At 55.6% G+C, this 24,945-nt stretch carries 20 protein-coding genes; 14 read left to right on the forward strand and 6 right to left on the reverse strand.

What is annotated here, in order from left to right; all coding sequences use genetic code 11:
- Positions 1-32 precede the first annotated feature (32 nt).
- The 6 genes from E0L35_RS22485 (at position 33) to E0L35_RS22510 (ending at position 5,314) form a co-directional block, all read left to right on the forward strand.
- On the forward strand, positions 33-539 hold the full coding sequence (locus tag E0L35_RS22485) for a helix-hairpin-helix domain-containing protein (RefSeq protein ID WP_022523272.1): 507 nt from the start codon (positions 33-35) through the stop codon (positions 537-539).
- 272 nt (positions 540-811) lie between these two features.
- Positions 812-2,068 (forward strand): DEAD/DEAH box helicase, encoded by a 1,257-nt coding sequence (locus E0L35_RS22490; protein WP_009286911.1) that lies wholly within the window; start codon positions 812-814, stop codon positions 2,066-2,068.
- A 95-nt stretch (positions 2,069-2,163) separates the two neighbouring features.
- Complete coding sequence (locus tag E0L35_RS22495; RefSeq protein WP_138801483.1) at positions 2,164-2,667, forward strand: hypothetical protein; 504 nt, start codon at positions 2,164-2,166, stop codon at positions 2,665-2,667.
- Between the two features lie 8 nt (positions 2,668-2,675).
- Positions 2,676-3,884, forward strand: a complete 1,209-nt coding sequence (locus E0L35_RS22500) for an MFS transporter (protein WP_039859021.1) — start codon at positions 2,676-2,678, stop codon at positions 3,882-3,884.
- Positions 3,885-3,909: 25 nt separating this feature from the next.
- Positions 3,910-4,986, forward strand: a complete 1,077-nt coding sequence (locus E0L35_RS22505; protein ID WP_009286913.1) for an asparaginase — start codon at positions 3,910-3,912, stop codon at positions 4,984-4,986.
- Positions 4,987-5,074: 88 nt separating this feature from the next.
- The gene (locus E0L35_RS22510; protein WP_027957446.1) at positions 5,075-5,314 is read left to right on the forward strand and encodes a DUF2789 domain-containing protein; all 240 of its coding nucleotides are present in this window, start codon (positions 5,075-5,077) and stop codon (positions 5,312-5,314) included.
- Positions 5,315-5,351: 37 nt separating this feature from the next.
- Here the strand turns inward: E0L35_RS22510 and E0L35_RS22515 are convergent, their stop codons facing one another.
- Positions 5,352-5,768 (reverse strand): SRPBCC family protein, encoded by a 417-nt coding sequence (locus E0L35_RS22515; RefSeq protein WP_022523267.1) that lies wholly within the window; start codon positions 5,766-5,768, stop codon positions 5,352-5,354.
- Between the two features lie 221 nt (positions 5,769-5,989).
- Between E0L35_RS22515 and queC the strand changes: the two genes are divergently transcribed.
- From queC to E0L35_RS22535, 4 genes are read left to right on the forward strand one after another with little or no spacing between them, the layout of a single operon-like run.
- A complete protein-coding gene (queC, locus tag E0L35_RS22520; protein ID WP_138801484.1) occupies positions 5,990-6,703 on the forward strand; it encodes a 7-cyano-7-deazaguanine synthase QueC in 714 nt (237 codons plus the stop codon).
- Entirely contained in the window at positions 6,703-7,359 is a 657-nt protein-coding gene (queE, locus tag E0L35_RS22525; protein WP_138801485.1) for a 7-carboxy-7-deazaguanine synthase, read from the forward strand. Before queC ends, queE begins: the two co-directional genes overlap by 1 nt.
- On the forward strand, positions 7,359-8,210 hold the full coding sequence (locus E0L35_RS22530) for a 6-carboxytetrahydropterin synthase (protein WP_138801486.1): 852 nt from the start codon (positions 7,359-7,361) through the stop codon (positions 8,208-8,210). Before queE ends, E0L35_RS22530 begins: the two co-directional genes overlap by 1 nt.
- A complete protein-coding gene (locus tag E0L35_RS22535) occupies positions 8,207-8,464 on the forward strand; it encodes a YkgJ family cysteine cluster protein (RefSeq protein ID WP_022523263.1) in 258 nt (85 codons plus the stop codon). Before E0L35_RS22530 ends, E0L35_RS22535 begins: the two co-directional genes overlap by 4 nt.
- 21 nt (positions 8,465-8,485) lie before the next feature.
- Here the strand turns inward: E0L35_RS22535 and E0L35_RS22540 are convergent, their stop codons facing one another.
- Entirely contained in the window at positions 8,486-12,385 is a 3,900-nt protein-coding gene (locus E0L35_RS22540) for an AAA family ATPase (protein WP_138801487.1), read from the reverse strand.
- 27 nt (positions 12,386-12,412) lie between these two features.
- Positions 12,413-13,096 (reverse strand): tRNA-(ms[2]io[6]A)-hydroxylase, encoded by a 684-nt coding sequence (locus E0L35_RS22545; RefSeq protein WP_022523261.1) that lies wholly within the window; start codon positions 13,094-13,096, stop codon positions 12,413-12,415.
- A gap of 548 nt (positions 13,097-13,644) precedes the next feature.
- On the opposite strand from E0L35_RS22545, the gene acnB reads away from it, so the two are divergent.
- The 3 genes from acnB (at position 13,645) to E0L35_RS22560 (ending at position 18,919) form a co-directional block, all read left to right on the forward strand.
- On the forward strand, positions 13,645-16,248 hold the full coding sequence (acnB, locus tag E0L35_RS22550) for a bifunctional aconitate hydratase 2/2-methylisocitrate dehydratase (RefSeq protein WP_009286917.1): 2,604 nt from the start codon (positions 13,645-13,647) through the stop codon (positions 16,246-16,248).
- Between the two features lie 190 nt (positions 16,249-16,438).
- Positions 16,439-16,933: a ribonuclease E activity regulator RraA gene (gene rraA, locus E0L35_RS22555; protein ID WP_022523259.1), complete on the forward strand. Its 495-nt coding sequence runs from the start codon at positions 16,439-16,441 to the stop codon at positions 16,931-16,933.
- Between the two features lie 42 nt (positions 16,934-16,975).
- The gene (locus E0L35_RS22560) at positions 16,976-18,919 is read left to right on the forward strand and encodes a glycerophosphodiester phosphodiesterase family protein (protein ID WP_053857049.1); all 1,944 of its coding nucleotides are present in this window, start codon (positions 16,976-16,978) and stop codon (positions 18,917-18,919) included.
- Between the two features lie 8 nt (positions 18,920-18,927).
- Here E0L35_RS22560 and ggt read toward each other — a convergent pair whose 3' ends face one another.
- Together ggt and ppsA are read right to left on the reverse strand one after the other, a co-directional pair.
- Positions 18,928-20,718 (reverse strand): gamma-glutamyltransferase, encoded by a 1,791-nt coding sequence (gene ggt / locus E0L35_RS22565; protein WP_022523257.1) that lies wholly within the window; start codon positions 20,716-20,718, stop codon positions 18,928-18,930.
- Between the two features lie 107 nt (positions 20,719-20,825).
- Complete coding sequence (gene ppsA, locus E0L35_RS22570) at positions 20,826-23,195, reverse strand: phosphoenolpyruvate synthase (RefSeq protein WP_138801494.1); 2,370 nt, start codon at positions 23,193-23,195, stop codon at positions 20,826-20,828.
- A gap of 256 nt (positions 23,196-23,451) precedes the next feature.
- On the opposite strand from ppsA, the gene E0L35_RS22575 reads away from it, so the two are divergent.
- Entirely contained in the window at positions 23,452-24,285 is an 834-nt protein-coding gene (locus tag E0L35_RS22575; RefSeq protein WP_022523255.1) for a pyruvate, water dikinase regulatory protein, read from the forward strand.
- 40 nt (positions 24,286-24,325) lie between these two features.
- On the opposite strand, the gene E0L35_RS22580 is transcribed toward E0L35_RS22575, so the two are convergent.
- Positions 24,326-24,904, reverse strand: a complete 579-nt coding sequence (locus tag E0L35_RS22580; RefSeq protein ID WP_009286922.1) for a hypoxanthine-guanine phosphoribosyltransferase — start codon at positions 24,902-24,904, stop codon at positions 24,326-24,328.
- Positions 24,905-24,945 lie beyond the last annotated feature (41 nt).

The following is a 24,945-nucleotide window of genomic DNA, read 5'->3' on the forward strand; positions in this document are numbered from 1 at the left end:
CGCTTAATGCTAACCCTCTCAGGGATGTCAATATGCCAGCTGAACCAAGCCAGACCACGGGTCTGCCCGCTGAACAACTACGCGATGCCATTAACGCCCTAATGCATACCGTAACGGCACTGCTTGAGGGCGAACCGACTCAAGGAGTCCTCGAAACGGCTTTAAATAGCCACGATGCTCTGCGCGATCAGTTAGCAGCCCAGGCTCACGATGCCACAACGCTAGCCGCGCTTCAGCGCATTGAGCAGTTTATTACTATTCAAGCTGGGCACTATTATCAAATGGCTAGCGTCGATTTTGATGAACAGCAAAACAGTCGTTTTCTCACCCTCTTTGCGCGACAACTACTGGGGCTCGACGGCATAGGACCAGCCACGGCCCGCCAACTGTTTCAACTTGGTGTTTTCACCCCTGAGCACTTTTTTACATTAGCCCCCAAGGAAGTGGCCCAGCTTGATTTGCCTGCGGCTACTTTAGCGCGGTTAATCCCACTGCATGCCCAGGCCCCATCGCTGGAACGATTCAGCGAAACAAGCTGAGGCCCTATAACCGTGTTACACTACTCGGCTTATTACTGACACGTAGTTTTCTGGTGTGTCCGTGCACACCAGGATGATAGTGCTGCTTGGCGCTATAACCTTCACGTCTCCTGTCACGGTCATCCACGGCTACCCAACGACCATCGCGGCACACTGAATTATCTGGCACACTTCGCTGCCGCGAAGGTGAATCAACCTCGCTTTTTGAACATTACATCTAGTGATAACAGCCACTTACCGGTATTAACTCACTAGGTGACTGCGGAGAACGCATGAGCTTTTCTGAACTTGGCCTGCACGCCGATTTATTACGCGCTGTTACAGCGCAAGGTTACACCGAGCCTACCCCGATACAACGACAGGCTATCCCCGTCGTACTAGAAGGTCGTGACATGCTGGCCAGCGCCCAAACCGGCACGGGTAAAACCGCTGGTTTTACGCTGCCAATGCTGCAACGTCTAAATACCGGCAAACGACCTACAAAGCGTCAGGTACGTGCACTGGTGCTAACCCCTACCCGTGAGCTTGCCGCTCAAGTAGGCGAAAGCGTGTCGACCTACGGTCAACATCTGGCACTGCGCTCCCACATTATTTTTGGTGGCGTTGGCCAGCAGCCTCAAATCGATGCCCTAAAAGCCGGTTTGGATGTACTTGTAGCTACCCCTGGCCGCCTGCTGGATCTTCACCAGCAGGGGCATGTGGATCTCTCCTGCGTTGAGATTTTAGTGCTTGATGAAGCTGACCGTATGCTGGATATGGGCTTCATTCACGACATTAAGCGCCTGCTGCGCCTGGTGCCTAAAAAGCGCCAAAACCTGCTGTTCTCGGCGACATTCTCTAACGAGATCCAAACCCTGGCACAACAGTTGCTGGATAACCCGGCGATGATTGAGGTAGCGCCACGGAATGCCACAGCCGACAAAATTGAGCAGGCCATTTACCGTGTCGACCGCGAGAAGAAGCGCGAACTGCTGGCTCACTTAATTCAACAGAACGGCTGGTTCCAGGTTCTGGTATTTACGCGCACCAAACATGGCGCTAACCGCCTTGCAGAGCAGCTCTCCAAGCAGGACATTCCTTCCATGGCGATCCATGGCAATAAAAGCCAGGGAGCTCGCACTCGCGCGCTAACGGCATTCAAGAGCGGCGACCTGCAGGTACTCGTGGCCACCGATATCGCTGCTCGCGGCCTGGATATCAATGAGTTGCCCCACGTCGTCAATTTTGACCTGCCCAACGTGGCGGAAGATTATGTCCACCGCATTGGCCGCACCGGCCGTGCGGGCAGCAATGGCGAAGCCGTTTCGTTGGTGTGTGTCGATGAAGATGCCCTGCTGGGCAATATTGAGCGGCTAATCAAGCAGAAGCTAACAAAGCACATTGAACCTGGCTTTGAGCCCGACCCCAGTATCAAACCTGAGCCCATCGAGAATGGTCGACGCAACCAACGTCAGCCTCGCGCCAAACGCAAGCCCGAAGGCCAGAGTGCCAATACCGGCGGCGAGCGTAAACGCCGCGCGCGGCGCTAGCTCAGAGCGCAGGAATATGCGAAGGTGTCGCCTTTGCATATTCCAAGCCGCTGTTTCCAGCAGCTATTTTAGCCAATACTTTTCACGGAGTGATTATGGCGTCTTCTCAACTGATGGCCGAGTATCGCCAATGGCTGACGTTCCAACGTCAAGAGCAGCTCAGCCGCGAACATCAAGGGATCGTGCAGCGTTTAGAGGACGCCCGTGCGTCAGCTAATCAGGTGCTTCAAGCCTACCGCAGTATGGCTGAAAAGGCCTCGACCGAAGGGGCCTGCTACCGCACGATTTTCTTGCGTCAACGGGATGACAACCACGCCCTCCCCTGCGAAGGCTGGCTTTTTGTACGCCGAGTACTGAGCGAAGGCAATAGCACCCGCGTACGTGTCACCCTGCTTGAAACTTTTACCCTTGAAGATGGCATCATGGCGCCGGGCGATAAACCTGCTCGCAAGCTTACTTTAGAAATATTTGACCAGTTGAATATGGATAAAGGCATGCGCACAAACGTCAGGGTCGACTGCCTGGATACTCCCCAGGATTACCACTTCATTACGCTACTCGATGCCGTTCGCGGAGACTTGCGTCCCCACCTCAAGTAAGCACTAGCATGGCAACGCGTCGCTCGGTTACGTTTATTTTGCTGATGGTCGTGGTGGGGCTTAATTTACGCCCCGCCATGTCTTCGGTTGCCCCACTGCTTACTCGCCTGCAAGAAAGCGCGGGGCTTTCCGCTACCGCTGCGGGGTTACTCACCACGCTCCCCGTGCTGTTTTTAGGCCTCTCCGCCCCGCTTGCCCCTGCCCTGGCTAGACGTATAGGCAGTGAACGGGCGCTAAGTTCGGCACTGGCACTACTGGCTGCGGGGTTGGTTTTACGTGGTTTACCTTTCCCCGGTGGGCTCTTTATTGGCTCGGCGATGGCAGGCTGTGCGATCGGCATTGGCGGCACCCTGCTACCGGCCCTGGTTAAGCGTGAACTTCCCGATAGTGCCGACCTGCTTACCGGTTTATACACCATGGCACTCTGCTTAGGTGGCGCCTTAGGGGCTGGATTTAGCGTCCCATTAACGCAACTGCTCGGCAGTTGGCAGGCGAGTTTGATGAGCTGGTCACTGCTGGCGCTGTTCGCACTGGTGCTTTGGCACTTCCAAATGCCCCGAACCACAATGGCCAACACGCCGACAGCGCCCAAAAGCGGTATTTTACGGCTTCTTAAGCAACCGCTTACCTGGCACGTCATGCTGTTCATGGGCATTCAGTCGTCCATGGCGTACATCGTATTTGGCTGGCTGCCTACTCTGCTGGTTGATCGCGGTTATAACGAGGCCGATGCGGGCTGGACAATGGCGGTTTCTATTATGTGCCAGCTAGCCTCCGCCTTAGGCGCCCCCTGGCTTGCACGCATGGGGCGTGACCAGCGTCCCGCGCTATTGGCTGTGCTGCTTAGCACCGCCATTGGCCTATGGATGCTACTTATTGCGCCATTAGTGTGGCAATGGCCAGGCGCCGCTTTACTGGGTATCGGTCAAGGCGGCAGCTTTAGCCTGGCACTGAGCCTACTCGTCTTACGCACGGCCAACTCCCGCCTTGCCGGTCAACTTTCTGGGCTGGTTCAGGGCGGTGGTTATACACTGGCAGCACTTGGGCCTTTTGGTGTGGGAGTTATGTTGCAAACAGGCGCCAACACATCACAAATCGCTTGGTTATTGATTATTCTGATCACGGTTTGTTGTGGCTTTGCGCTACTGGCGGGCCGTAATCAGCGTCTAGATGACCAGAGCGGCGAACTTTTGATACAGCGCGTAAGACCCACTTAGCAGGTTTCGCACAAAGCCCCAGGAGATGGCGATGATCCCTCACTCCCCTCTTGCCAGCAGCGTTCCCGCCCAAGAGCGAATATTAGTCATTTACACCGGCGGCACTATCGGTATGCAACAGCATGCTGAAGGGCTTGCGCCTAGCGGTGACTTTGCCACTCGCATGGCAAAGGCCCTGAGCCAGCTACCGCTTGCCCAACAGCAATCCCTTCCACCTTATAAGGTCGTCAGCTACACCACGTTGATTGACTCAAGTGCGGCCACCCCGCTCACTTGGCAACAGCTCGCCCAGGATATCGACGACCGGCTAACGGCCTTCGCCGGTTTCGTGATTATTCACGGCACTGACACACTCAGCTGGACCGCTTCCAGCCTCGCCTATCAACTCCAGGGGCTAGATCGGCCAGTGGTCGTCACGGGCTCGATGTTGCCACTAGAATCGCCCGACAGCGATGCCTTGCACAATTTGCACGGCGCGCTGCAGTTCGCTGACAAGCCTGAGCTCCAAGAAGTGGCGATTTACTTTGCAGGGCAATTGCTGCGGGGTGCCCGCGCCATTAAGCAGCACAGCGAAGCAGCCAACGCCTTCGCAAGCCCCAACTACCCACTGCTCGGTGAGCGGGTAGGCGATGATTTCGTTTATTACCCCAGCCGTGGGCTTGGCCTTCAGCAGCGTGGCGCGCCACGTTTCGAGCTCCCCGACTACCGCCTGGTCAATCAGGGAGAGATCGTGCGCATCGCTCTTTGGCCGGGCGTAGCAGCCTGGCAGCTGGATGCTTGGTTGAGTGATTCACGGGTAAAAGGGGCGTTACTTCAGCTCTGGGGCGCGGGTAACCTCCCCGACGATCCCCACTTGCTTAACGTACTTGCCAGAGCCACCGGCGAAGGCAAACTGCTTGCCGCCATTAGCCAGTGCCCGCAGGGCAGTGTCCACCTGGGTGCTTATGCGGCAGGTCACGGCCTGAGCGATGCAGGCGTTGTGGCAGGCGATGATATGACGCCGGAGGCGGCGTTCACCAAGCTAGCCCATTTACTGGCCCAGCCACTCGCGTTAGAAGATCAACGACAGCGCTTTTTAACACCACTGGTTGGCGAACGTTGATCAAACAAAGGCTTTTGTGTGCTGGCGCAGACTGAGAATCAAGCTATGTTATAGGGAGCATTCTAACCGTTTGAAGGAGCAACAGATTATGGAAAAGCCGGTACACCATTTCAGCGAACTATTCGAGCAGTTGGGATTGGCGTCTGATGCAGCTTCAATCGAGCGCTTTATCCAGCGCAACGCCCCACTTCCGGAAACGATGCCATTGTCTGAAGCTCCCTGCTGGAACGAGGGCCAGGCAGAATTTCTGAAAGAAGCCGTAGATGACGATGCCGACTGGGCAGAGGTCGTTGACCACCTTGACGCCTCAATGCATAAACCACAATAAGTCGGTGGCCTGATCACCAATGCGCTGCTAAGCGGCGCTACTGATTTAAACGTGCCTCAACGCGCTCAAGAATTTGTCGGCTGACTTTGCCGACTAGTGGCTTGGCCGCTTTGTTGACGGCTTTCTCCATTAAGCGGTTGCGAATTTCATAGCTCAACGTTAATGCCACTTCGGTACCTTCTGGCACCTCGCGAAGGCGATAACGTCCCTGGTTCTTCACACCATCCAAGGACTCCCAGGCAAGCACATAAGGCGGCTGAACCTCGGTAACCATGACATCAAACGCCCAGTCCATACCCACGGCACGTACGTGCCAGCGGTAACGGTTTTCGCCCAGCGTTTCTATTGAGCGAATCAGATCCGAGTAATCGGCAAAATCCTCGACACGACGCAATAGTTCAAACACTCGTTCGGGCGGAGCGTTAATGATTTCACTATGTTCAATAGTTGCCATTGGTTCGCCTCTAACGACATGGATGGATAGCGTAGCATGTTGATATTCATGCTGCCCGCCTACGCACTTTTTTACTTCAATCAGGTACATGGTCAGCGCTAGAACTGGTCAGACTAACGGCTATTGCGTAAACTGCCGCCCTTCCGGACCGGACCCCGGAACGCCGCGTCAGCTAAACGCTGCTCGCGATTAATAAATTCTCCGACAAAGAGTGTTTTCTCATGTCATCAATACCCCCAGTGGCGGCTGATACAGCCACCACAACCGTCGTTATCTATTCCGGTGGAATGGACTCTTTTACCGTGCTTCATCGCGCGCTGCGAGAAGGGCTTAGCGTACACGCGCTTTCGTTTGACTATGGTCAGCGGCATGCTCGCGAACTCGACACTGCACACCAAGTGTGCGCCTCGCTGGGGCTACCCCATCAAGTAGTCGATATTCGCGCCATACACGGCCTGATTGATCATTCGGCGCTCACCAATCCAGACCAAGCAATGCCCCAGGGCGACTATGATGCGGACAACCTGCGCGCTACCGTCGTACCCAATCGCAATATGATCTTGCTCTCCCTGGCGATTGCCAAGGCTGTGAACATTGGCGCAGAACGAGTCGACTACGGTGCCCATGGCGGCGACCACATTCTCTACCCCGACTGCCGCCCCGAATTCGTCGAGGCAATGAACCATGTCGCGGGCATCGCCAACTTCGAGCCAGTGAAGCTACACGCCCCTTATCTCAAAGTAAGCAAGGCCGACATACTGCGTGAAGGCTTGGCAATGGGATTGGATTACCGCCATACCTGGACCTGCTACGAAGGCCGTGAACTTGCCTGCGGCGTATGCGGCAGCTGCCGCGAGCGACTGGACGCCTTTGCCGCCAACGGTGTTACCGATCCATTGGCTTACAGCGTAGACAGCGCAGTAGGTCAGCGCTGATGTATCAGGTCAAAGAAGCCTTTTACACCCTCCAGGGGGAAGGTGCTCAAGCGGGCAGAGCGAGCGTTTTCTGTCGTTTCAGCGGCTGCAATCTGTGGTCGGGCCGTGAAATTGATCGGGCGACGGCTAAATGCACCTTTTGCGATACTGACTTTATTGGCACTAACGGCATAAATGGCGGCAAGTTTGCTACTGCTACCGCCCTTGCTGAACACATTGCCGGGCTCTGGCCCAGCCAACTCGGTGACGCCAAGTCGCACGCGACGCCCTATGTGGTGTTTACCGGTGGCGAGCCGCTGCTGCAGCTTGACGCAGCGCTGATTGCCACACTGCATAGCCATGAGTTTGAGGTGGCCGTCGAGACCAACGGTACGCTGGCTCCGCCACCAGGTATTGACTGGCTGTGTGTCAGCCCTAAGGGTAGCAATCCGCTAGCCATTACCCAAGGCGACGAGTTAAAGCTTGTCTACCCTCAGGTGGACGCTCCCCCGGAGCAGTTTTCAGGCCTAGGGTTTCGCCACTTCTTTCTACAGCCGATGGATCTTGCCCCTCTCAATCAGGATAAGACCACCGTTGCTGAAGCGACCGCCTACTGCATGGCTAACCCCCAGTGGCGCCTATCGCTACAAATGCACAAATTAGCAGGTTTTGATTAATGTCCCTATTCGTGAACCAACTGACCCATATTGACGTTTCCCTTTGGTGTTCCGAGCGCGGCCTAGTAGGCTGCAGCTGGCAGGTGGACGCAGTGCTGGATGGCGAGCTGGGCGAAGATGGCATGCTGTTCGATTTTGGTGAAGTCAAGCCGTGGATCAAGCGCACGCTAGACAGCGGCCTCGATCATACTCTGCTGGTACCTACTCAGGCGCCTGGGGTCACGGTGACGGAGTGCCCCGAAGGTGTGTGCGTGCGAACCACCACGCCCTATCCGATGGAAGTGCGCGGCCCCAAGGAGGCGTTTAGCCTGCTGCCGTGGCAAACCATTGAGCTTGACACGGTCGCGGAGCACTTAAGTCAGCAGCTGACTGAAGAACGGCCTGAGAATGTCCATCAGGTTACCCTTACGCTTAGCGACGAGGCCATCGATGGCGCTGCCTATGGCTACTCGCACGGCCTGAAGCGCCATTTAGGCAACTGCCAGCGTATCGCTCACGGCCACCGTTCACGGCTACACATCTTTCAGCAAGAGCTGCGTCAACCTACGCTCGAACAACAGTGGGCCGCATGGCTGGAAAATCGCTACCTGCTTGAAGAGGCGGATATCACCTCACGGGATAACGATTTCCTTACCTGCGGCTATCGCGCCGCCCAAGGTGATTTCTCCATTACGCTGCCACAGTCGCTATGCGCAGTCCTCCCCGGCCCCACCACGGTAGAAAATATCGCCGCCTGGCTGGCAAAAGAGGTTGCCACGCAAAGCGGCGTAACCACGTGTATCCAGGCCTTTGAGGGCATCAACAAGGGCGCGATTGCCGTATGTTCACCTAGTCCAAGTGCTAGGCTATGAGTGAAGGGTGTCGTGCGGGGTGTGGCGCCTGCTGCATCGCGCCTTCAATTAGCTCAGCTATCCCCGGCATGCCTGAGGGCAAGCCGGCGGGCGTTCGCTGCGTGCAGTTAGACGAGGATAACCTGTGTCGTTTGTTCGGGGATCCGAGCCGCCCCAGGGTCTGCGAGCGGTTTAACTTTGACGCTAGTGTGTGCGGCGAGAACCGGGAAGAGGCGCTCGCCACGTTGACGTGGCTGGAGCAGGACACCCGTTAAAGAGCCCCCTGCTTTAGCTTATCAACCTTCAGCGCCTACCGGCCGAGGCAAACGGCGATCCAACAAGCTGATCCAACGGGTTAGCACCGGCGCATCGCTGTGGCTGACTTCGCTCAATAACTGCCTAAAACTCTCTTTCGCCTGCTGGTCGTTGGGCTCAATACGCGTCAGCCATAGTTCAAGGGCCGCTAGCTCCTGGTGGCGATTGCCGTGCTCGCGGGACTGGTTTATCGCCATCTCAGCCAATGCCTTGACTTCATTGGCGGGGTGTCCAAGCAGATCACGCACTTTAGCCAGTTGGGTGGCTAATTCGGGCAAAAATAGCGTGGTACGCTCACGGGCAATCACCAAGCACTGATCGAGGTACTCCTCTGCGGCATTTAACTCGCCTAGTTCAATGCAGGCATCCGAGTACCACAGCACCGGCCGCTGGTAGCGGTCACGGCCGTTCAGCTCCACCATCTGATCCAGGCTATCGCGTAACTGAGTCAACCCGGTAGTATCACCTGCCAGAGCTCGTTGCCAACCAAGAATACACTGGCTGGAGATTTGCCACAGCTGTAAATCGGGCGTTCCGGTCATTGCCGCCGCCCGCTCCGCATGCCGCGCGGCCAAATGGACGTGGCCCAGCTGACGATAGAGCGCAGCGGCAAATAGCAGCGCCAGCGCCAAGGTACCGGGGTGGGCAATCTTCTCCGCCAGCCGAATAGCCGCCGACACTTGCCGCTCGGCACGCTGATAATCACCACGCAGGCAGAGCGCCCAGCCCTGAAAGCAGGCGGCCGAAACTTGCGGATGATCGGAGAACGGTAGCCACTCGATCATCATTTGCGCATTGAGCGGATCGATTTCATCTAAATGGTCGTGAGCCTGCTGAATGCGACCCGCCCAGTACTCGCAGTTAGCGCGGGCATAGTCGGCCAAACGACGATAGCGAGGGTCTTCAAGGCGTGAAGCGAGATCAGCGAGCGTCGACGCCAGTGCAAAGGCATCGGCATGAGCATAGCGCTGACTACGCCCCACCCAAAGCCCCCATTTGACTAGGAATATCTGCTCAAGATCTTCTGGATCCTCCAATCTATCGGTACCCGATTCGCGCAGCAGTTCCCTCGCACGCACAAAGCTTTCGTGAGCGGTAGGCGAGCCGTGGCCCTCAAGCGAGAACGCCGCCTGACCGCGCACGGTGAGCAGACTTACTTCACGCTCAATCTCATGCTCGACGTGGCGCAAGCTCGCCAAACCGAAATCGGCCATGCGTAGCGCGGTTCGGTTGGCACTCACCTTGAGCGCTTCACGGGCGGCCAATTCGAAATAGCGTGCACCACGGGCATAATGACCGCTCCGGCGCAGGTGAGTGGCAAAATCGCCGGGGTGGCGACTAATCCAGACAGGGAAGCGCTCCTCTATTAGGGTCACTACCTGTTGGTGCAGCTTGACCCGCACATCCCGCGGGCAAGAAAGGTAGGCAGCTTCTTGCAGCAACTGGTGGCTAAACTGATATTCGTGCTCGCCGCTCTCTTTATCGACCGGCTCGACAATCTCCAGCGCCCGCATATGTTCGAGCGCCTGGTTAAGTCGCCCTTTTTCCCAGCCGCTACACTCCAGTAGGAAATCCAACCGGAAACGCTTACCCAGCACTGCCGCTACGTGGGCAATTTCGCGGTCACCCTCAAGCTGATCAATACGGCTTGCCAGCAGCCCTAACAATCCTTTGGGCAGTTCATCGAACTGGACACTACGCCCTTCGCGACGATCCATATCCAGACGCCGACAAATTTCCTGCATATAGAGCGGCACGCCATCGCAGCGCTCAATAATCTGGTTACGTAACCGTGGGCTCAAATGAATGCGGTAGCGCCGTGACAGCTGTGACAATAGCCGTGAAGACTGCTGCGGATCCAGATTCCCCAAACTAATCTGTTGATCCCAATGCAGCTTCACCGGCAGCAGTTCTCGGCCGTGGTGGCTAGCCACCAACATGAAGGCGGTATTGATAGGTAAACGTGCCTGAAGCCCCGCGAGCACTTTAAACGACGGCTCATCAAGCCACTGTAAATCATCGACCATCAGCACCAGGGTATGAGTGGTCGCCTGGCGCTCGATTAAGCGGTGCAGCAACATCACCACCAATTCAACGGCTTCACCGCTTTGGGCAAGCTGGGTGATCTCCTGAACTTCGTGCACCCCAAGCGCCTCTTCCAACAGGTGCTGACGCTCGGGCGTAAGCTGGTCAAACTCAAGCGTTGCCTGTAGCTCGTGAATCGCCTCGATAGTCAGCGGTTGCTTGAGATACCAGCCCACCAGAGTCCGGGCAACGCCGTAGGTATCTAGCACCGACAGCCTCGTGGTGGGCTGCCAGCAAATTGCCGCATCGCGACTAAGTTCTAACTGGCGGAAACCGACCATCAGCGCCGATTTGCCCATGCCAGATGCCCCGCGAACTAACACGCTTTGACGCAAACCTATACCTGCCCGCGCCAACGCGTCGCGCAGCGTACGCAGCGAGGTTTCACGCCCGACCAGGCTAGGCGGCAGTGCATCGCGACCGCCTTCGTTTAGGCCCAGCACTAAAGCGCGCAGTCGAACGCGACCGTCGCTAGCCACCAAACGCGATACCAAGCGTGGCTGTAGATCAAGCGCGGGCGGCATGTGCTGACTGGCTTCTTGTGAGATAACCAGCTCACTGCCTTCAGCTGCGCTCATTAGCTCCAGCGAGGTTTGGGTGACTTGCCCCAGCGGATCCGCCAATTGCCGCTCGGGCAAGTAGACGACTTGCCCACTGTGCAAACCAGCAGCTAACTCAAATTGCGGCACTTCGCCTTCGCCAGACCAGTGGCGAGCACTCTCCTGGGGAAGCGCCTGACGGCAGTGCTCATAGAGCGCCACTAACTCAGCCAGTTGGTGAGCAGGCCCATGGGTACCGAAACACGCCAGCCCCAAGCCACCAGTGGCGCCAGGCAGCCAGAAGCCGCCCAAGTGATGGCACTGCTGCTCTAGCCATCGCAACAGCTCTAACTGCAGAGTGAGGCAATGTCGGGTCGCGGCTCGGTCTTGCCACTCCCCTTTCAGGCGCAGCCGGATAGCCATCACGGAAAGTTGGCGCAGCTCAATCTCATCTTCACGCAGCGGTTTACTGTCTGCCGCCAGCGCGCGGGAAAACGCGCCCTGGGGACTCATCATCCGGGGGTCATGGTGGCCGTCAGACCAGTAGCTTGCCAACTGTAAGAAGCTAGGTTCAGGCTGCTGGCCTGACAACGCCAGTAGCTGCAAGTAGCTATTATACTGCTCGTGCGCGGCGGCCATTTGATTCTGTTCAGCCAGTTGGCGAACCAAGCGCTCATGAAACGGGCCATAGCCGGAAAAGCGACTGACCAGTGTTTCCAGGATCAGGTCAGGCACATCGGTATGTGCTTCGAGTACTTGTTCAGCAAAACGAATGACGCGCTGGCGCCACTCATTGCGCACCTGGACTAACCAGCGCTGAAACTCACTACAGGTGGCCAATTGAAGTTCTTCAATCAGGTCACCTTGGTAACAGGTCATCAGTGCTTCCAGGGTATCCAAGTCGCGCGGCCCTTCAAGCAGTTGTTGCAGTGTATGCAGGTCGACTTTCCAATTGGCCGGAAGCTGGAAGGCAATCGTTTGCCGTGAGACGCTTAATACTTGGTCGGCGCTCTCCCCCAACGACTGGCGTAAACAGTGCAGCGCGTGACGCAGGTTAGTTCTGCCTGAGGATAACCCTTGGTCAGGCCACAGCAGTTCCGCCAGCGCGGCGCGGTTAACCGGCTGACGATGCAGCAGCAGATAAACGAGCAGCGCCTTCACTTTGTCATAGCTAAAGTGGGTTAATACGTCTTCGCCCTGGGTAAGCGAAAAGTGACCAAAGAGAGTTAACTGGTCTGTCTCACGAGCATCGCGCATGATAAACATCCTGCCGGGCTAAGCGGGTTAAGCTGGCACACCGCTATGGAAACGAAAAGCCGTATCGGGCGTAGTAATCAGCTCCGCTTCACGCGCTACAAAAAAAGCGATCCGCTCATCAATAGAGCCCGATGTCTGCTGGCGAGCCAGTAATAGGTAGTCCTCAAAGTGACGGCCTTCTGACTTCACCAGGGTGCGATAAAACTTGGCGAGCTCTTCATCTAAATACGGAATCAAGCAAGCGAATCGTTCGCAACTACGCGCTTCGATAAGGGCGCCAATGATGAGCACATCGATTAACCGTTCGGGATCATTGCTGCGCAGGTGTCGCCTAAGGCCTTCCGCGTAGCGTGAAGCGGTCAAGTGTTGGTAGGTCACCCCACGCGCCTCCATGAGCGCAACCACTTGCTCGAAATGGAGCAACTCTTCGCGCGCCAATTGCGACATTTTGCTTAGCAGAAGTGGCTGATCGACGTAGCGATAGAGCAAACTCATGGCGGTGGAAGCGGCTTTTTTTTCACACTGAGCGTGGTCGACCAGCAGCGTTTCAGGATTCTCTAACGCCCATTGCAGCCACGCCTCAGGTGTTGCACAGGCCAAAAACTGGTGCAAACTTTCCGGCAGCAGATCATCCGCTTTCACCGCATGATCAGCCGTTTGTAAGGCATTCTTTTGTTTAGAGGGCGGAAGTGTACCGGGTTGTATCAACATAACACCATTACCGAGCTTATATCTCACTATTGTACAACATATAAGCGCGCAAGGCGCTTACAGTTCCCTGTTGAATTGCGTTCTTCATACCCTGAATCGCTTATTACTAATGTAGTTGCGCGCTTAAAAATGCTCCACACACTTTTAATCAGCTCGCTTACGTAAGTACCACAGCAGTTAGATAGCGCTAAGGTCATAAAGTGAGGACTATGGTAACGCGCTGTAACGACAATCACACCTACACAACCTGTGGTTAGCCCGTAAATGGGGAAAAAACTTTCCTGTTTTTACGCCAATAGGCTAATAAAAAGCGTTTTTTTGATCCGTTTAAATCAAGGTATCAACATAAAGTACAAGAGTCGTCTTTGCTTGCCAGCTTAACATTGTCGACAGTTTGCCGTAGAATCGCAGCCATCCAACCACACGCTGTTTGTCAAGCGTATGTCATATGTGATCGGCTCCACTCTACACCCACTGCGCGGCCACCACCGTGCACCGTGCAGGCCATCACCATAAAGTAAATGAAACGTGAATGAGAGGGCCCCAACGTGCTTGAAGCTTACCGCCAACATGTCGAGGAACGTGCAGCTGAGGGCGTCCCGCCCAAACCCCTAAACGCCGAACAAGTAGCCTTACTGGTTGAGCTGCTGAAGACGCCACCGGCCGGTGAAGAGGAGTTTATCCTCGACTTAATCACCAACCGCGTTCCGCCGGGCGTTGACGAGGCAGCTTATGTAAAAGCAGGCTTTCTTACCGCCATTGCGAAAGGTGAAGCGAGCTCTCCGCTGATCGACAAGATTCACGCCGTCAAGCTACTGGGTACCATGCAGGGTGGCTACAACATCGTTTCAATGGTAGAGCTACTCGATAACGAGGAGCTTGCCCGAGAAGCAGGCGAGCAGCTCAAGCACACACTGCTGATGTTCGACGCCTTCCATGATGTGGAAAGCCGCGCCAAGAACGGCAACAGCGTCGCTAAAGAGGTTATTCAGTCCTGGGCAGACGCCGAGTGGTTCCTGTCTAAGCCGGCACTGGCTGAAAAAATCACCTTGAGCGTGTTTAAAGTCCCGGGCGAAACCAATACCGATGACCTATCTCCCGCGCCGGATGCCTGGTCACGTCCGGATATTCCGCTCCATGCCAACGCCATGCTCAAAAACGAGCGCGACGGCATTGAGCCAGTGGTTCCAGGTACCACTGGCCCGCTCAAGCAGATCGAAGACGTTAAAGCCAAAGGCTTTCCCGTCGTTTATGTAGGCGACGTGGTCGGCACCGGCTCATCGCGTAAGTCAGCCACTAACTCGGTACTGTGGTTCTTCGGCGACGATATCCCCTATGCTCCTAACAAGCGCGCTGGCGGTTTCTGCTTTGGTAGTAAAATTGCGCCTATTTTCTTTAACACCATGGAAGATTCGGGCGCCTTGCCGATTGAGATGGACGTCACCAACCTGAATATGGGCGATGTCATCGATGTTTACCCCTACGCAGGTAAAGTGTGCAAGCACGATAGCGACGAGGTAATCACCACCTTCGAGCTTAAAACGCAGCTGATTCTGGATGAAGTACGCGCTGGCGGCCGTATTCCCCTGATCATTGGCCGTGGTTTGACTGGCAAGGCGCGTGAGTCACTGGGCCTGCCCACCTCTGACGTTTTCCGCCTACCTGACCAGCCTAAAGATACCAGCAAAGGCTTCACCTTAGCGCAGAAAATGGTCGGTAAAGCGTGCGGTTTAGAGGGCGTTCGTCCCGGCATGTACTGCGAGCCCAAGATGACTACCGTTGGCTCGCAAGACACCACCGGCCCGATGACCCGTGATGAGCTGAAAGACCTTGCCTGCCTGGGCTTCCAAGCCGACCTAGTCATGCAGTCGTTCTGCCACACCGCGGCTTATCCGAAGCCCGTAGATGTGGATACTCACCACACCCTGCCCGACTTCATCATGAACCGTGGCGGCGTTTCGCTGCGCCCCGGTGACGGTATCATCCACAGCTGGCTCAACCGCATGCTGCTGCCTGATACGGTGGGCACCGGCGGTGACTCGCACACCCGTTTCCCGCTCGGCATCTCATTCCCGGCGGGTTCAGGCCTGGTAGCGTTTGCCGCGGCCACCGGCGTTATGCCGCTGGATATGCCGGAGTCGGTACTGGTTCGCTTCAAGGGCAAGCGCCAGCCTGGTGTTACGCTACGCGATTTGGTTCACGCTATTCCGCTCTACGCCATCAAGCAAGGCTTGCTGACCGTTGATAAATCCAACAAGAAAAATGCCTTCTCCGGGCGTGTGTTGGAAATCGAAGGACTTGAAGATTTAACCGTTGAGCAAGCCTTCGAGCTTTCTGATGCATCCGCCGAGCGCTCCGCCGCTGGCTGTACCATTACGCTGTCTGAAGAGAGCGTTGCCGAGTACTTGAAGTCCAACATCACCCTGTTGAAGTGGATGATGGGCAACGGTTATGGCGATGAACGCACCATTAGCCGTCGTATTGAAGGCATGGAAGCGTGGCTGGCCAACCCCAGCTTGATGCGTGCCGACCAGGATGCCGAGTACACCGAAGTTATCGAAATTGATCTGGCTGAAATTAAAGAGCCGGTTCTTTGTGCACCGAATGACCCGGACGATGCGCGCCTGCTGTCTGAAGTCGCTGGCCAGAAAATCGACGAAGTCTTTATCGGTTCATGCATGACCAACATCGGCCACTTCCGGGCTGCTGGCAAACTGCTTGAGAAGCAGCCTGCCGGTAGCTTAAAAACCCGGCTGTGGCTGGCACCACCGACGAAAATGGATCAGCATCAGCTGACCGAAGAGGGCTACTACGGTATTTATGGCCGTGCCGGTGCCCGTATGGAGATGCCGGGTTGTTCATTGTGTATGGGTAACCAGGCCCGCGTTGCCGCTAAGAGCACCGTGGTGTCTACGTCTACACGTAACTTCCCGAACCGTTTGGGTGACGGTGCCAATGTGTACCTCGCCTCTGCGGAACTGGCGGCCGTTGCCGCAGTAGAAGGACGCCTACCCAGCGTTGAAGAGTATCAACGCTATATGGGTGAGTTTGACGCTATGGCGGGCGAGATTTATCGTTATATGAACTTTCACGAGATTGAGGAGTATCAAAAGATAGCCTCAAACGTGATTCCGGTCGCTCAAGAAGCCTAACGCTTGTTAAGCACTTGAGATAGACCGCCCCATCGCCGATGCTCGCACCATCGCAGAAGATGTGACACGTTGCATTTTCTGAGTCGATGACCGAACGCCCCGCCACTGTTTTACAGGGCGGGGCGTTTTTTATGCTCTACCTTTCTAAACTGTCCGGTAATCCAACAGTGTTTACCCTTAGGAGCTTGTGATGACGAAGTCGATTGATATAGTGACGCCCGATCTCTGCGATGCGCATCCAGAGGTTGCGGTGCTTGACCCGTTATTTGCCAATTTTGGCGGGCTTGAAGCTTTCTATGGCCCTATTCGTACAATCAAATGCTTTGAAGATAACTCCATGGTGAAACAGGCCGTTGCCGAGCCGGGTAACGGCGCGGTGCTGGTGGTGGATGCGGGTGGTTCGCACCGCTGCGCCATGCTGGGGGATATGCTCGCCGAGCAGGCCGTCGCCAACGGCTGGGCAGGGATCGTTATGTACGGCTGCGTGCGCGATGTGGATATACTAGCCGCCCTGCCGATTGGCGTTCAGGCGCTAGGCAGCCATCCGCGCAAAAGCGAAAAACGCGGCGAAGGACAACGCGATATTGACGTCACCTTTGCTGGTGTTACTCTGCAGCCTGGACAGTGGCTGTATGCAGATAACAACGGCATTATTGTTGCCGAGCAAGAGCTGCCACTTTCCTAACAAAGACCTCCGTAGTCATTAAATTTGTCTTAAAAGAGCCTCTTGCCAGGTGTGGCGGTTACTGCCACCCTGGTGGCTCATTCTTACCGTTTAATGACGATGCAGCCTTTGACCTACCTTGGCTCTGCCTTACTACACACGCTGCGCGATCATCTTCGCCCACTGATCGCCTACCACCTGTTTTTTACCCTACTTGCCTCAGCCTTGCTGCTGCCAGCGATCACCTGGATGACACGCTGGCTGCTTGCCCAACTCAACCGTACAGTGGTCACCAACGATGAATTGATCGCACTACTGTTTAGCCCGCTGGGTTTGGTAGGCATGCTGGTAGGGCTTGGGTTCGCTTTTTTGATTATTTACTGGCAGCAGGCAGGCATGCTGCAGGTCGCCGTCAGGCCCCGTGACAATCACTATCGGCTGGCCCTTGAAGCGCTCTGGCTAAGCACCCGTCGGCTACCTGCCCTCGCGGGTCTTGTCATACTCCAGGTAGGCACCCACTTAGTACTGCTCGTGCCCTTTATGGCTGGGCTCGCGTGGCTTTACGATTTCTGGCTGAGTGGTATAGACCCCTACTATCTTCAGCGCGTGCGTCCCCCTGCACTGTGGTATTTCATGGCGTGCGCGCTGCCACTGATTATTGCCTGGGTATGGGTAGCGTCATGGCTCTACCTGCGCTGGCTATTGGCGCTCCCCCTCGTTGCGTTGGAAAGCTGTAACCCCTGGCAGGCACTTAAACGAAGCGTTAGCTTAACCCGCGGCTGGCGCCGCTCCATTGGCGCTGCGGTACTTCTGCTATTGGTCGTGATCGTTAGCCTGCCGCTACTGGTGACACTGCTCTTTGACCGCCTATTCACGCCACTTCTGTGGTGGCTGCCTGAGCATAATGCCGTGCTCATCCCAGCCATGCTGGCCTACTTACTCGGCTATGTGCTGATCACCCTGGCCATTACCTTCATCGGTATTGCCACCAATGCGCTGCTTTCCGCCTGCCTCTATATGCAGCTGGCCCACAGAGAAGCTCGACCCGCACCGCCACCTGAGGATTTTAATGCAGGCAAACTGGCCTGGGCGGTAGAGCTTAGCGTACTCATTTTTGCCGGCCTTCAAGCATGGTGGATACTCAATAGCTTTGAGATACGTGACAACGTCGCGGTGATTGCCCACCGTGGAAGCTCCATGGTGGCCCCCGAAAATACCCTTGCCGCGCTGGAGCAGTCACTACTTGATGGCGCCGACTATATCGAAATAGACGTACGTTTGAGCCGTGACCAACAGGTTATGCTTTACCACGATCGCAGCATGGCGCGGCTAACCGGCGACCCCCGTGAGTTTGGCGAGCTAACCAGAGAACAACTCAGCCAATTCGATGTAGGAAGCTGGTTTGGTGATGCTTATCAAGGTGAGAACATTCCAGGCTTGGATGAAGCGCTGCAAAGAGTGCGCGGAAAAGCCGGACTAATGATCGACATCAAGCCTCTGCCGGGGCAAGAACAGGCGCTAGCCGATGCTGTTATCGAGACTTTGAATGCAGAGAGTGACGTGCGCTATCGCTGCTGGGCGACCCAACAAAGCGCCTTCGACGGCTATACAGCGTGCGGTTTTCCCAATGCGCTAATGGATATGCGCATGGCTACCATGTCCCCATCATTACTTAAACATATCAAAGCCCAAGCACCTGAATTGCGCGTTACCTTACTGGCCCAGCTTATACTGCCCGGCACGCTAAACCGGCGTGACTTTGATGCCCTTGGGCTACGCCATAACCGCATCACGGAAGGGGAAGTTCGCTTAGCGCGACTATACGGTTACGAAATACACGCCTGGACCGTCAATGACCGAGCTCGCATGTCAACGCTGATTGATCTGGGGGTCGATGCAATTATCACCGACTACCCAGATCGTTTAAACGAACTTATTCAAGTCCGCCGCGAATTAAGCGACGGTGCGCTAATGCTAGTGAAGCTGCGCAACTGGCTTCGCCAATAGAGGTTGGCCTAATCGCCCATTACCACCCCTTCGCGCCGAGGGTCAGCACCACCAAACAGAGTGCCATCTTCAAGGCGCATAATGGCCTGAAGGCCGCTGGTTAGCTCCCGCTCGCTGACCGTATGACCACGCTCACGCAGTGATTCTATGGTTGCCTCAGGAAAACGCCCCTCTTCCACATAGACATCCCCACCCAAAGTAATAGCATGGGGAAGGTTGAGCGCCTCTTGAGCGCTTAACCCCCAGTCGCGCAGTGCGACTAATGTACGGGCGGTGTAATGAATAATGGCGGCGCCACCTGGTGAGCCCAAACTGGCTACTAGCTCGCCGGTTTCTTGATCAAATACCAGGGTCGGGCTCATGCTGGAGCGGGGACGCTTGCCGGGCTCTACCCGGTTCGCTACGGGCTCGCCATCCACTTCAGGGGTAAATGAAAAATCGGTGAGCTCGTTATTGAGCAGGAAACCACCCGCTAGCCCCGTGCCACCGTCGGACATAACTCGCGAGCCAAACGCCTGCTCGATGGTGGTGGTCATAGCCACCGCGGTGCCCTCCTCATCGACAATACTGATATGGCTAGTACCGTACTCGGGCTGTTCGGGCTGGCTAGCCCAGCTCACGTCAAGCTCCCCAGGGTTACCCGGTTCAGCGCTGTCGCCCATGCTCATCTCTTCGATAAGTGCACTGCGCTGCTCCAAGTATTCCGGGGCTAGCATCAATGACCAATCGCCTCCCGGCGCCTCGACAAAGTCAGGATCGGCGATGTAACGGCCACGATCCGCAAAGGCCAGGCGTGAGGCTTCCAAGAATTGATGCAGCCACCCACTGCTTGCAGCACCACTGTCTAACGGGGCTTCAAGCAGTGGCTGCTGATCAAGCATGCCTAAAATCTGCATCACGGTCAGATGACCCGATGAGGGTGGCGGGAAACCACATACTTCCCACTGTTGCCAAGGCGTACACAGCGGTTCTCGGTTAAGCGCCTGGTAGCCACTCATATCCTCAAGCGTCAAACTGCCTGGACGCTCAGGGTGGTTCTGAACGCGCTCAACGATGTCTTGTGCCACGGCTCCTTCGTACAAGGCGACGCTGCCTTGCTCAGCGACGCGGCGAAGAACGGCTGCCAACGCTGGGTTTTTGAGCGTTTCACCAACGGCGATAGGCTCACCGTCTGAATCATAATAAAACTGGCTCGCTACTGGGTCTTGGCGCAGAAACTCATCACCAGCCAAGCTGGTATGCAACCGATTGCTAACCTCAAAGCCCTCCTCGGCCAGGGTGATTGCCGGGATAAACAGCTCTTCCCAGGCCAGCTCACCGTGCTCAGCGTGGGCTTTCTCAAGCATACGCAGCGTGCCTGGCACTCCCACTGAGAGGCCGCTAACCACTGCTTCATTAAACGCCAGCGGCTCGCCATCCTGCATAAACAGCTCACCGTTAACGCCTTGGGGCGCGGTTTCACGACCATCGTAGGCACGCACTTCATCGCCATCGAAGTACATCAAAAAAGCACCACCACCAATACCACTGGACTGAGGCTCAACCAGGTTCAACACCATCTGCACCGCAATGGCCGCATCAATGGCGTTACCACCGGCTTTAAGTACTTGGTAACCGGCATCGGTGGCGAGCGGGTTAGCTGCTGCCACCGCAAATGACTCGGCTTCCCAGCCGGGCTTCTCTTCATAGCCCGATTCGCTTTCAGGGGAAATGGAGGGTGTCTCATAGCTAAACCCCCAACTATACAATGGCGCTACCAGCAGAACAGGTAGCGCATACTTAACCGATTTTGGTGACATCTCAGCGCTCTCCATGACAAGTTAAAAAACCACTCCAAAAGAGTAGCCTATAAAAACAGCGACGCCCGGCACAATGGCCGGGCGTAAATTAGTTAAAATAAATATAACTACTCGATTTTTTGCCCTGCCAGCATAAACCAGGTTTCCAGCACCGCATCGGGGTTGAGTGATACAGAATCGATACCCTGCTCCATCAACCATTTAGCCAAGTCAGGATGGTCTGACGGCCCCTGTCCGCAGATACCAACATATTTGCCCTTCGCCTTACAGGCTTGAATGGCCATGGCCAGGAGCTTTTTAACCGCCCCATTACGCTCGTCAAACAGATGCGCCACGATGCCGGAATCACGATCCAACCCTAACGTTAGCTGGGTCAGGTCGTTTGAGCCAATGGAGAAACCATCAAAATACTCCAGAAACTCATCGGCCAGCAGTGCATTGGCGGGAAGCTCGCACATCATAATCACTTTAAGCCCTGTGGGGCCGCCACGTTCGAGGCCATTAGCCGCCAACAGCTCTACCACCTCACGTGCTTCGTCGGTGGTACGCACAAAGGGCACCATGATTTCGATATTCTCGAAGCCCATCTCTTCACGCACCCGCTTGAGCGCTTGGCACTCGAGTTCAAAGCAGGGCCTGAACGCCTCTGAAATGTAGCGCGATGCCCCCCGGAAACCGAGCATGGGGTTCTCTTCCCCCGGCTCATAGAGTTTGCCGCCAATCAGGTTTTCGTATTCGTTGGACTTAAAGTCGGACAGCCGCACGATGACGCGCTGGGGATGAAACGCTGCCGCTAGCGTGGAGATACCTTCAACCAGTTTATCGACATAGAAGCTGACCGGGTCGGTGTAACCCGCAGTACGTAAATCGATCACCTGCTGTAAATCAACCGGCAGCGTGTCGTACTCCAACAGCGCTTTAGGGTGGACGCCGATCATGCGGTTAATGATAAATTCCAAACGCGCTAAACCCACGCCTGCGTGAGGCAGACTGGCAAACCCAAAGGCGCGGTCAGGGTTGCCCACATTCATCATAATTTTAAAGGGGATTTCCGGCATCGCATCGACGCTGGAGACTTTGCAATCAAACTCCAACAACCCTTCATACACATTGCCGGTATCGCCTTCCGCACAAGAAACCGTGACATCGATACCCTCTTTTAACTGGGTAGTCGCATCACCACAGCCAACGACAGCGGGAATACCCAACTCACGGGCGATAATCGCTGCATGACAGGTACGCCCACCGCGATTGGTGACGATCGCGGAAGCACGTTTCATGATCGGCTCCCAATCCGGGTCGGTCATATCGGTGACCAGGATATCGCCATCATGGATCTTATCCATGTCATCAGGGCTGAGCACGACTTTGACGGTACCCCGGCCAATACGTTGACCAATCGCTCGGCCGGTTATTAACGTACGACCCTTTTCACGCAGCTGGAAGCGCTCGAGTTTACCGCCCTCCTGCTGAGAGACCACCGTTTCAGGACGCGCCTGGACGATGTAAAGCCGACCATCATCGCCATCCAACGCCCACTCAATATCCATGGGCCGCTGGTAGTGCTGCTCGATAGTCATCGCCTGTCGGGCCAGATCCATCACTTGCTGATCGTTGATACAGAAGCGGCCGCGGTCGGCATGGGGCACATCGACGGTCTCAACCGATTTACCGGCGCTGGCATCCTGCCCATAAACCATCTTGATCAGCTTGGAACCTAAATTACGGCGCAGCACCGCCGGGCGGCCCGCCGCCAGGGTCGGCTTGTGCACGTAGAACTCGTCGGGATTGACTGCACCCTGCACCACGGTTTCGCCCAAGCCCCAGGAGCCAGTGACAAAAACGGCGTCTTTAAAGCCGGATTCGGTGTCCAGGGTAAACATAACGCCTGCCGCACCGGTCTCTGAACGCACCATTTTCTGAACGCCCGCCGACAAGGCAACATTTTCGTGGGCGTAGCCACGGTGCACTCGGTAGGAGATCGCACGATCGTTAAACAGCGAGGCAAAAACCTCGTGCACTGCACGCTTGATATTGTCGAAGCCTTCGATATTCAGGAAGGTTTCCTGTTGGCCTGCAAAGGAAGCGTCGGGTAGATCTTCCGCGGTGGCTGAGCTGCGCACGGCTACTTTCAGTTGCGGGTGCTGCAGCTGGCCGTAGGCATCGCGCAGGGCCGATTCAAAGGTAGGAGGTAGCGGCGTATCGATGATCCATTGGCGTATATTGCGGCCCGCCTCAGCCAGCGCTTTAACGTCATCGACGTCCAGACGGGCCAGGGTGGCATTAATGCGCTCGTTTAATCCTTCGTGGGAGAGAAATTCACGATAAGCGTGGGCGGTGGTGGCAAAACCGCCAGGAACCGTCACGCCAGCACCGGACAGGTTAGAAATCATTTCACCCAGCGAGGCGTTTTTACCACCTACGCGTTCGACGTCCGCCATGCCCAGCTGATCGAACCACAGAATGTACTCTTCCACGTAACCCCCTCGCTCATAGATATCTGCATGACCTTGACGATCATGGATAATTGATTGAGACACCCTAGCACCACGCCAATATATTCGCCATTGGTCTAATAGCGAAGAGAGTGGAGGATTTTTACAACAGCAGGGCTTTTTGGGCTATTTATGTAGTCAGATACATTTGAGCCCGCCAAAACGCCCAATGATGACACGTTGTGCTGACAAACAGCTCGGCTCACAATAGCCGTATCACTCACCCGTGGACTTAGTTATGAAACGTACGGCTTTTTTTATTTCAGATGGTACCGGCATCACGGCGGAAAGTTTAGGACGTAGCTTGCTGGCCCAGTTCAGCGATGTTGAGATCGATATGCAGACCAAGCCCTATATCGATACGTTGGAAAAAGCGCAGGCGTTAGCAGCGATTATTGAGTCGACAGCCAACCGGGATGGTCATCGCCCCATTATCATTGACACCATTGTGGATCAACAAATACGCGACGTTATTCGTAAGGCGTCCGGCTTTAAGGTCGATATTTTTTCCACCTTTCTGGAGCCCTTAGAGCAAGAACTAGAGACCCACTCCTCCTACAGCGTTGGGCGCACTCACTCGATAGGCAGCGATGATGTCTACATGGATCGTATCCACTCCGTCCACTTCGCGCTAGATAATGATGACGGTGCACGCACCCACCAATACGATAAAGCGGATATCATCCTGGTTGGCGTCTCGCGCTGCGGCAAAACACCTACCTCGCTTTATCTGGCGCTGCAGTTTGGCATTCGGGCGGCTAACTACCCGCTGACGGAAGACGATTTAGACGAAGATGGCATGCTGAAGCTACCCAAGGCGCTCGTGCCCCATCGGCAAAAGCTGTTTGGGTTAACCATCGATGCGCGACGCTTGTCGGCAATTCGCAACGAGAGACGCCCCAATAGCCGCTATAGCTCGATGGATCAGTGCCTACAAGAAGTGGAACAGGCCGAGTCGCTCTACCGCACCATGCACATTCCCTTCATCGATGCGACACGCTTCTCGGTGGAGGAGATTTCAACGCGGATGATTGCTGAAACCGGCTTAGCGAGGCGTTTCTCGCCCCGCTAATGTAAAAACTACTACAAAAACTACGCAAGCCCCCAGTGGATTACATGCCTTTGGGGGCAAAAATTCCCGGCGCGTTGCGCCAGTAGCCTTTGTAATCCATACCAAAGCCAAACACATAACGGTCGGCAACTTCCAGGCTGCAGTAGTCGGCTTTCAACCCAGGCACTGCTTTGCGGTTGTGCTGTTTATCGACCAACACCGCTGTGGTAACGCTGGCGGCCTGGGCCTCTTCGCAGTAAGCCAAAATGGCCGCCAGGGTCGCCCCCTCATCCAGGATATCGTCAACAATCACTACGTGACGGCCCGCCATGGGCACTTCAGGGGAAACGCGCCAAAAAAGCTCGCCGCCGCGCAGCTCGTTGCGGTAGCGAGTGGCATGCAAATAATCTACTTCCAACGGAAAGCCCAAGCGGGTAAGCAGATGACCGGTGGTAATCAAGCCACCATTCATTACGCAGTAAAAAACCGGCAGTTTATCGCCTAAATCCCGAGTAATCTCTTCCGCCATACGATCCAGCGCCCGCTCTACCTCTTGCTGAGAAATTAGGCAGTCGGCGTTATCCATCAGCTCACGCATCGAGTCCAGCGACTCTAATGCTTCTTTATCCAACTTTGACATCTACCAACTCCACGGCGGGTTAAAACTTCATTTATTTAAGT

The organism is Halomonas sp. ATBC28 (assembly GCF_005937175.1).
GTDB classification, from domain to species: domain Bacteria; phylum Pseudomonadota; class Gammaproteobacteria; order Pseudomonadales; family Halomonadaceae; genus Vreelandella; species Vreelandella titanicae.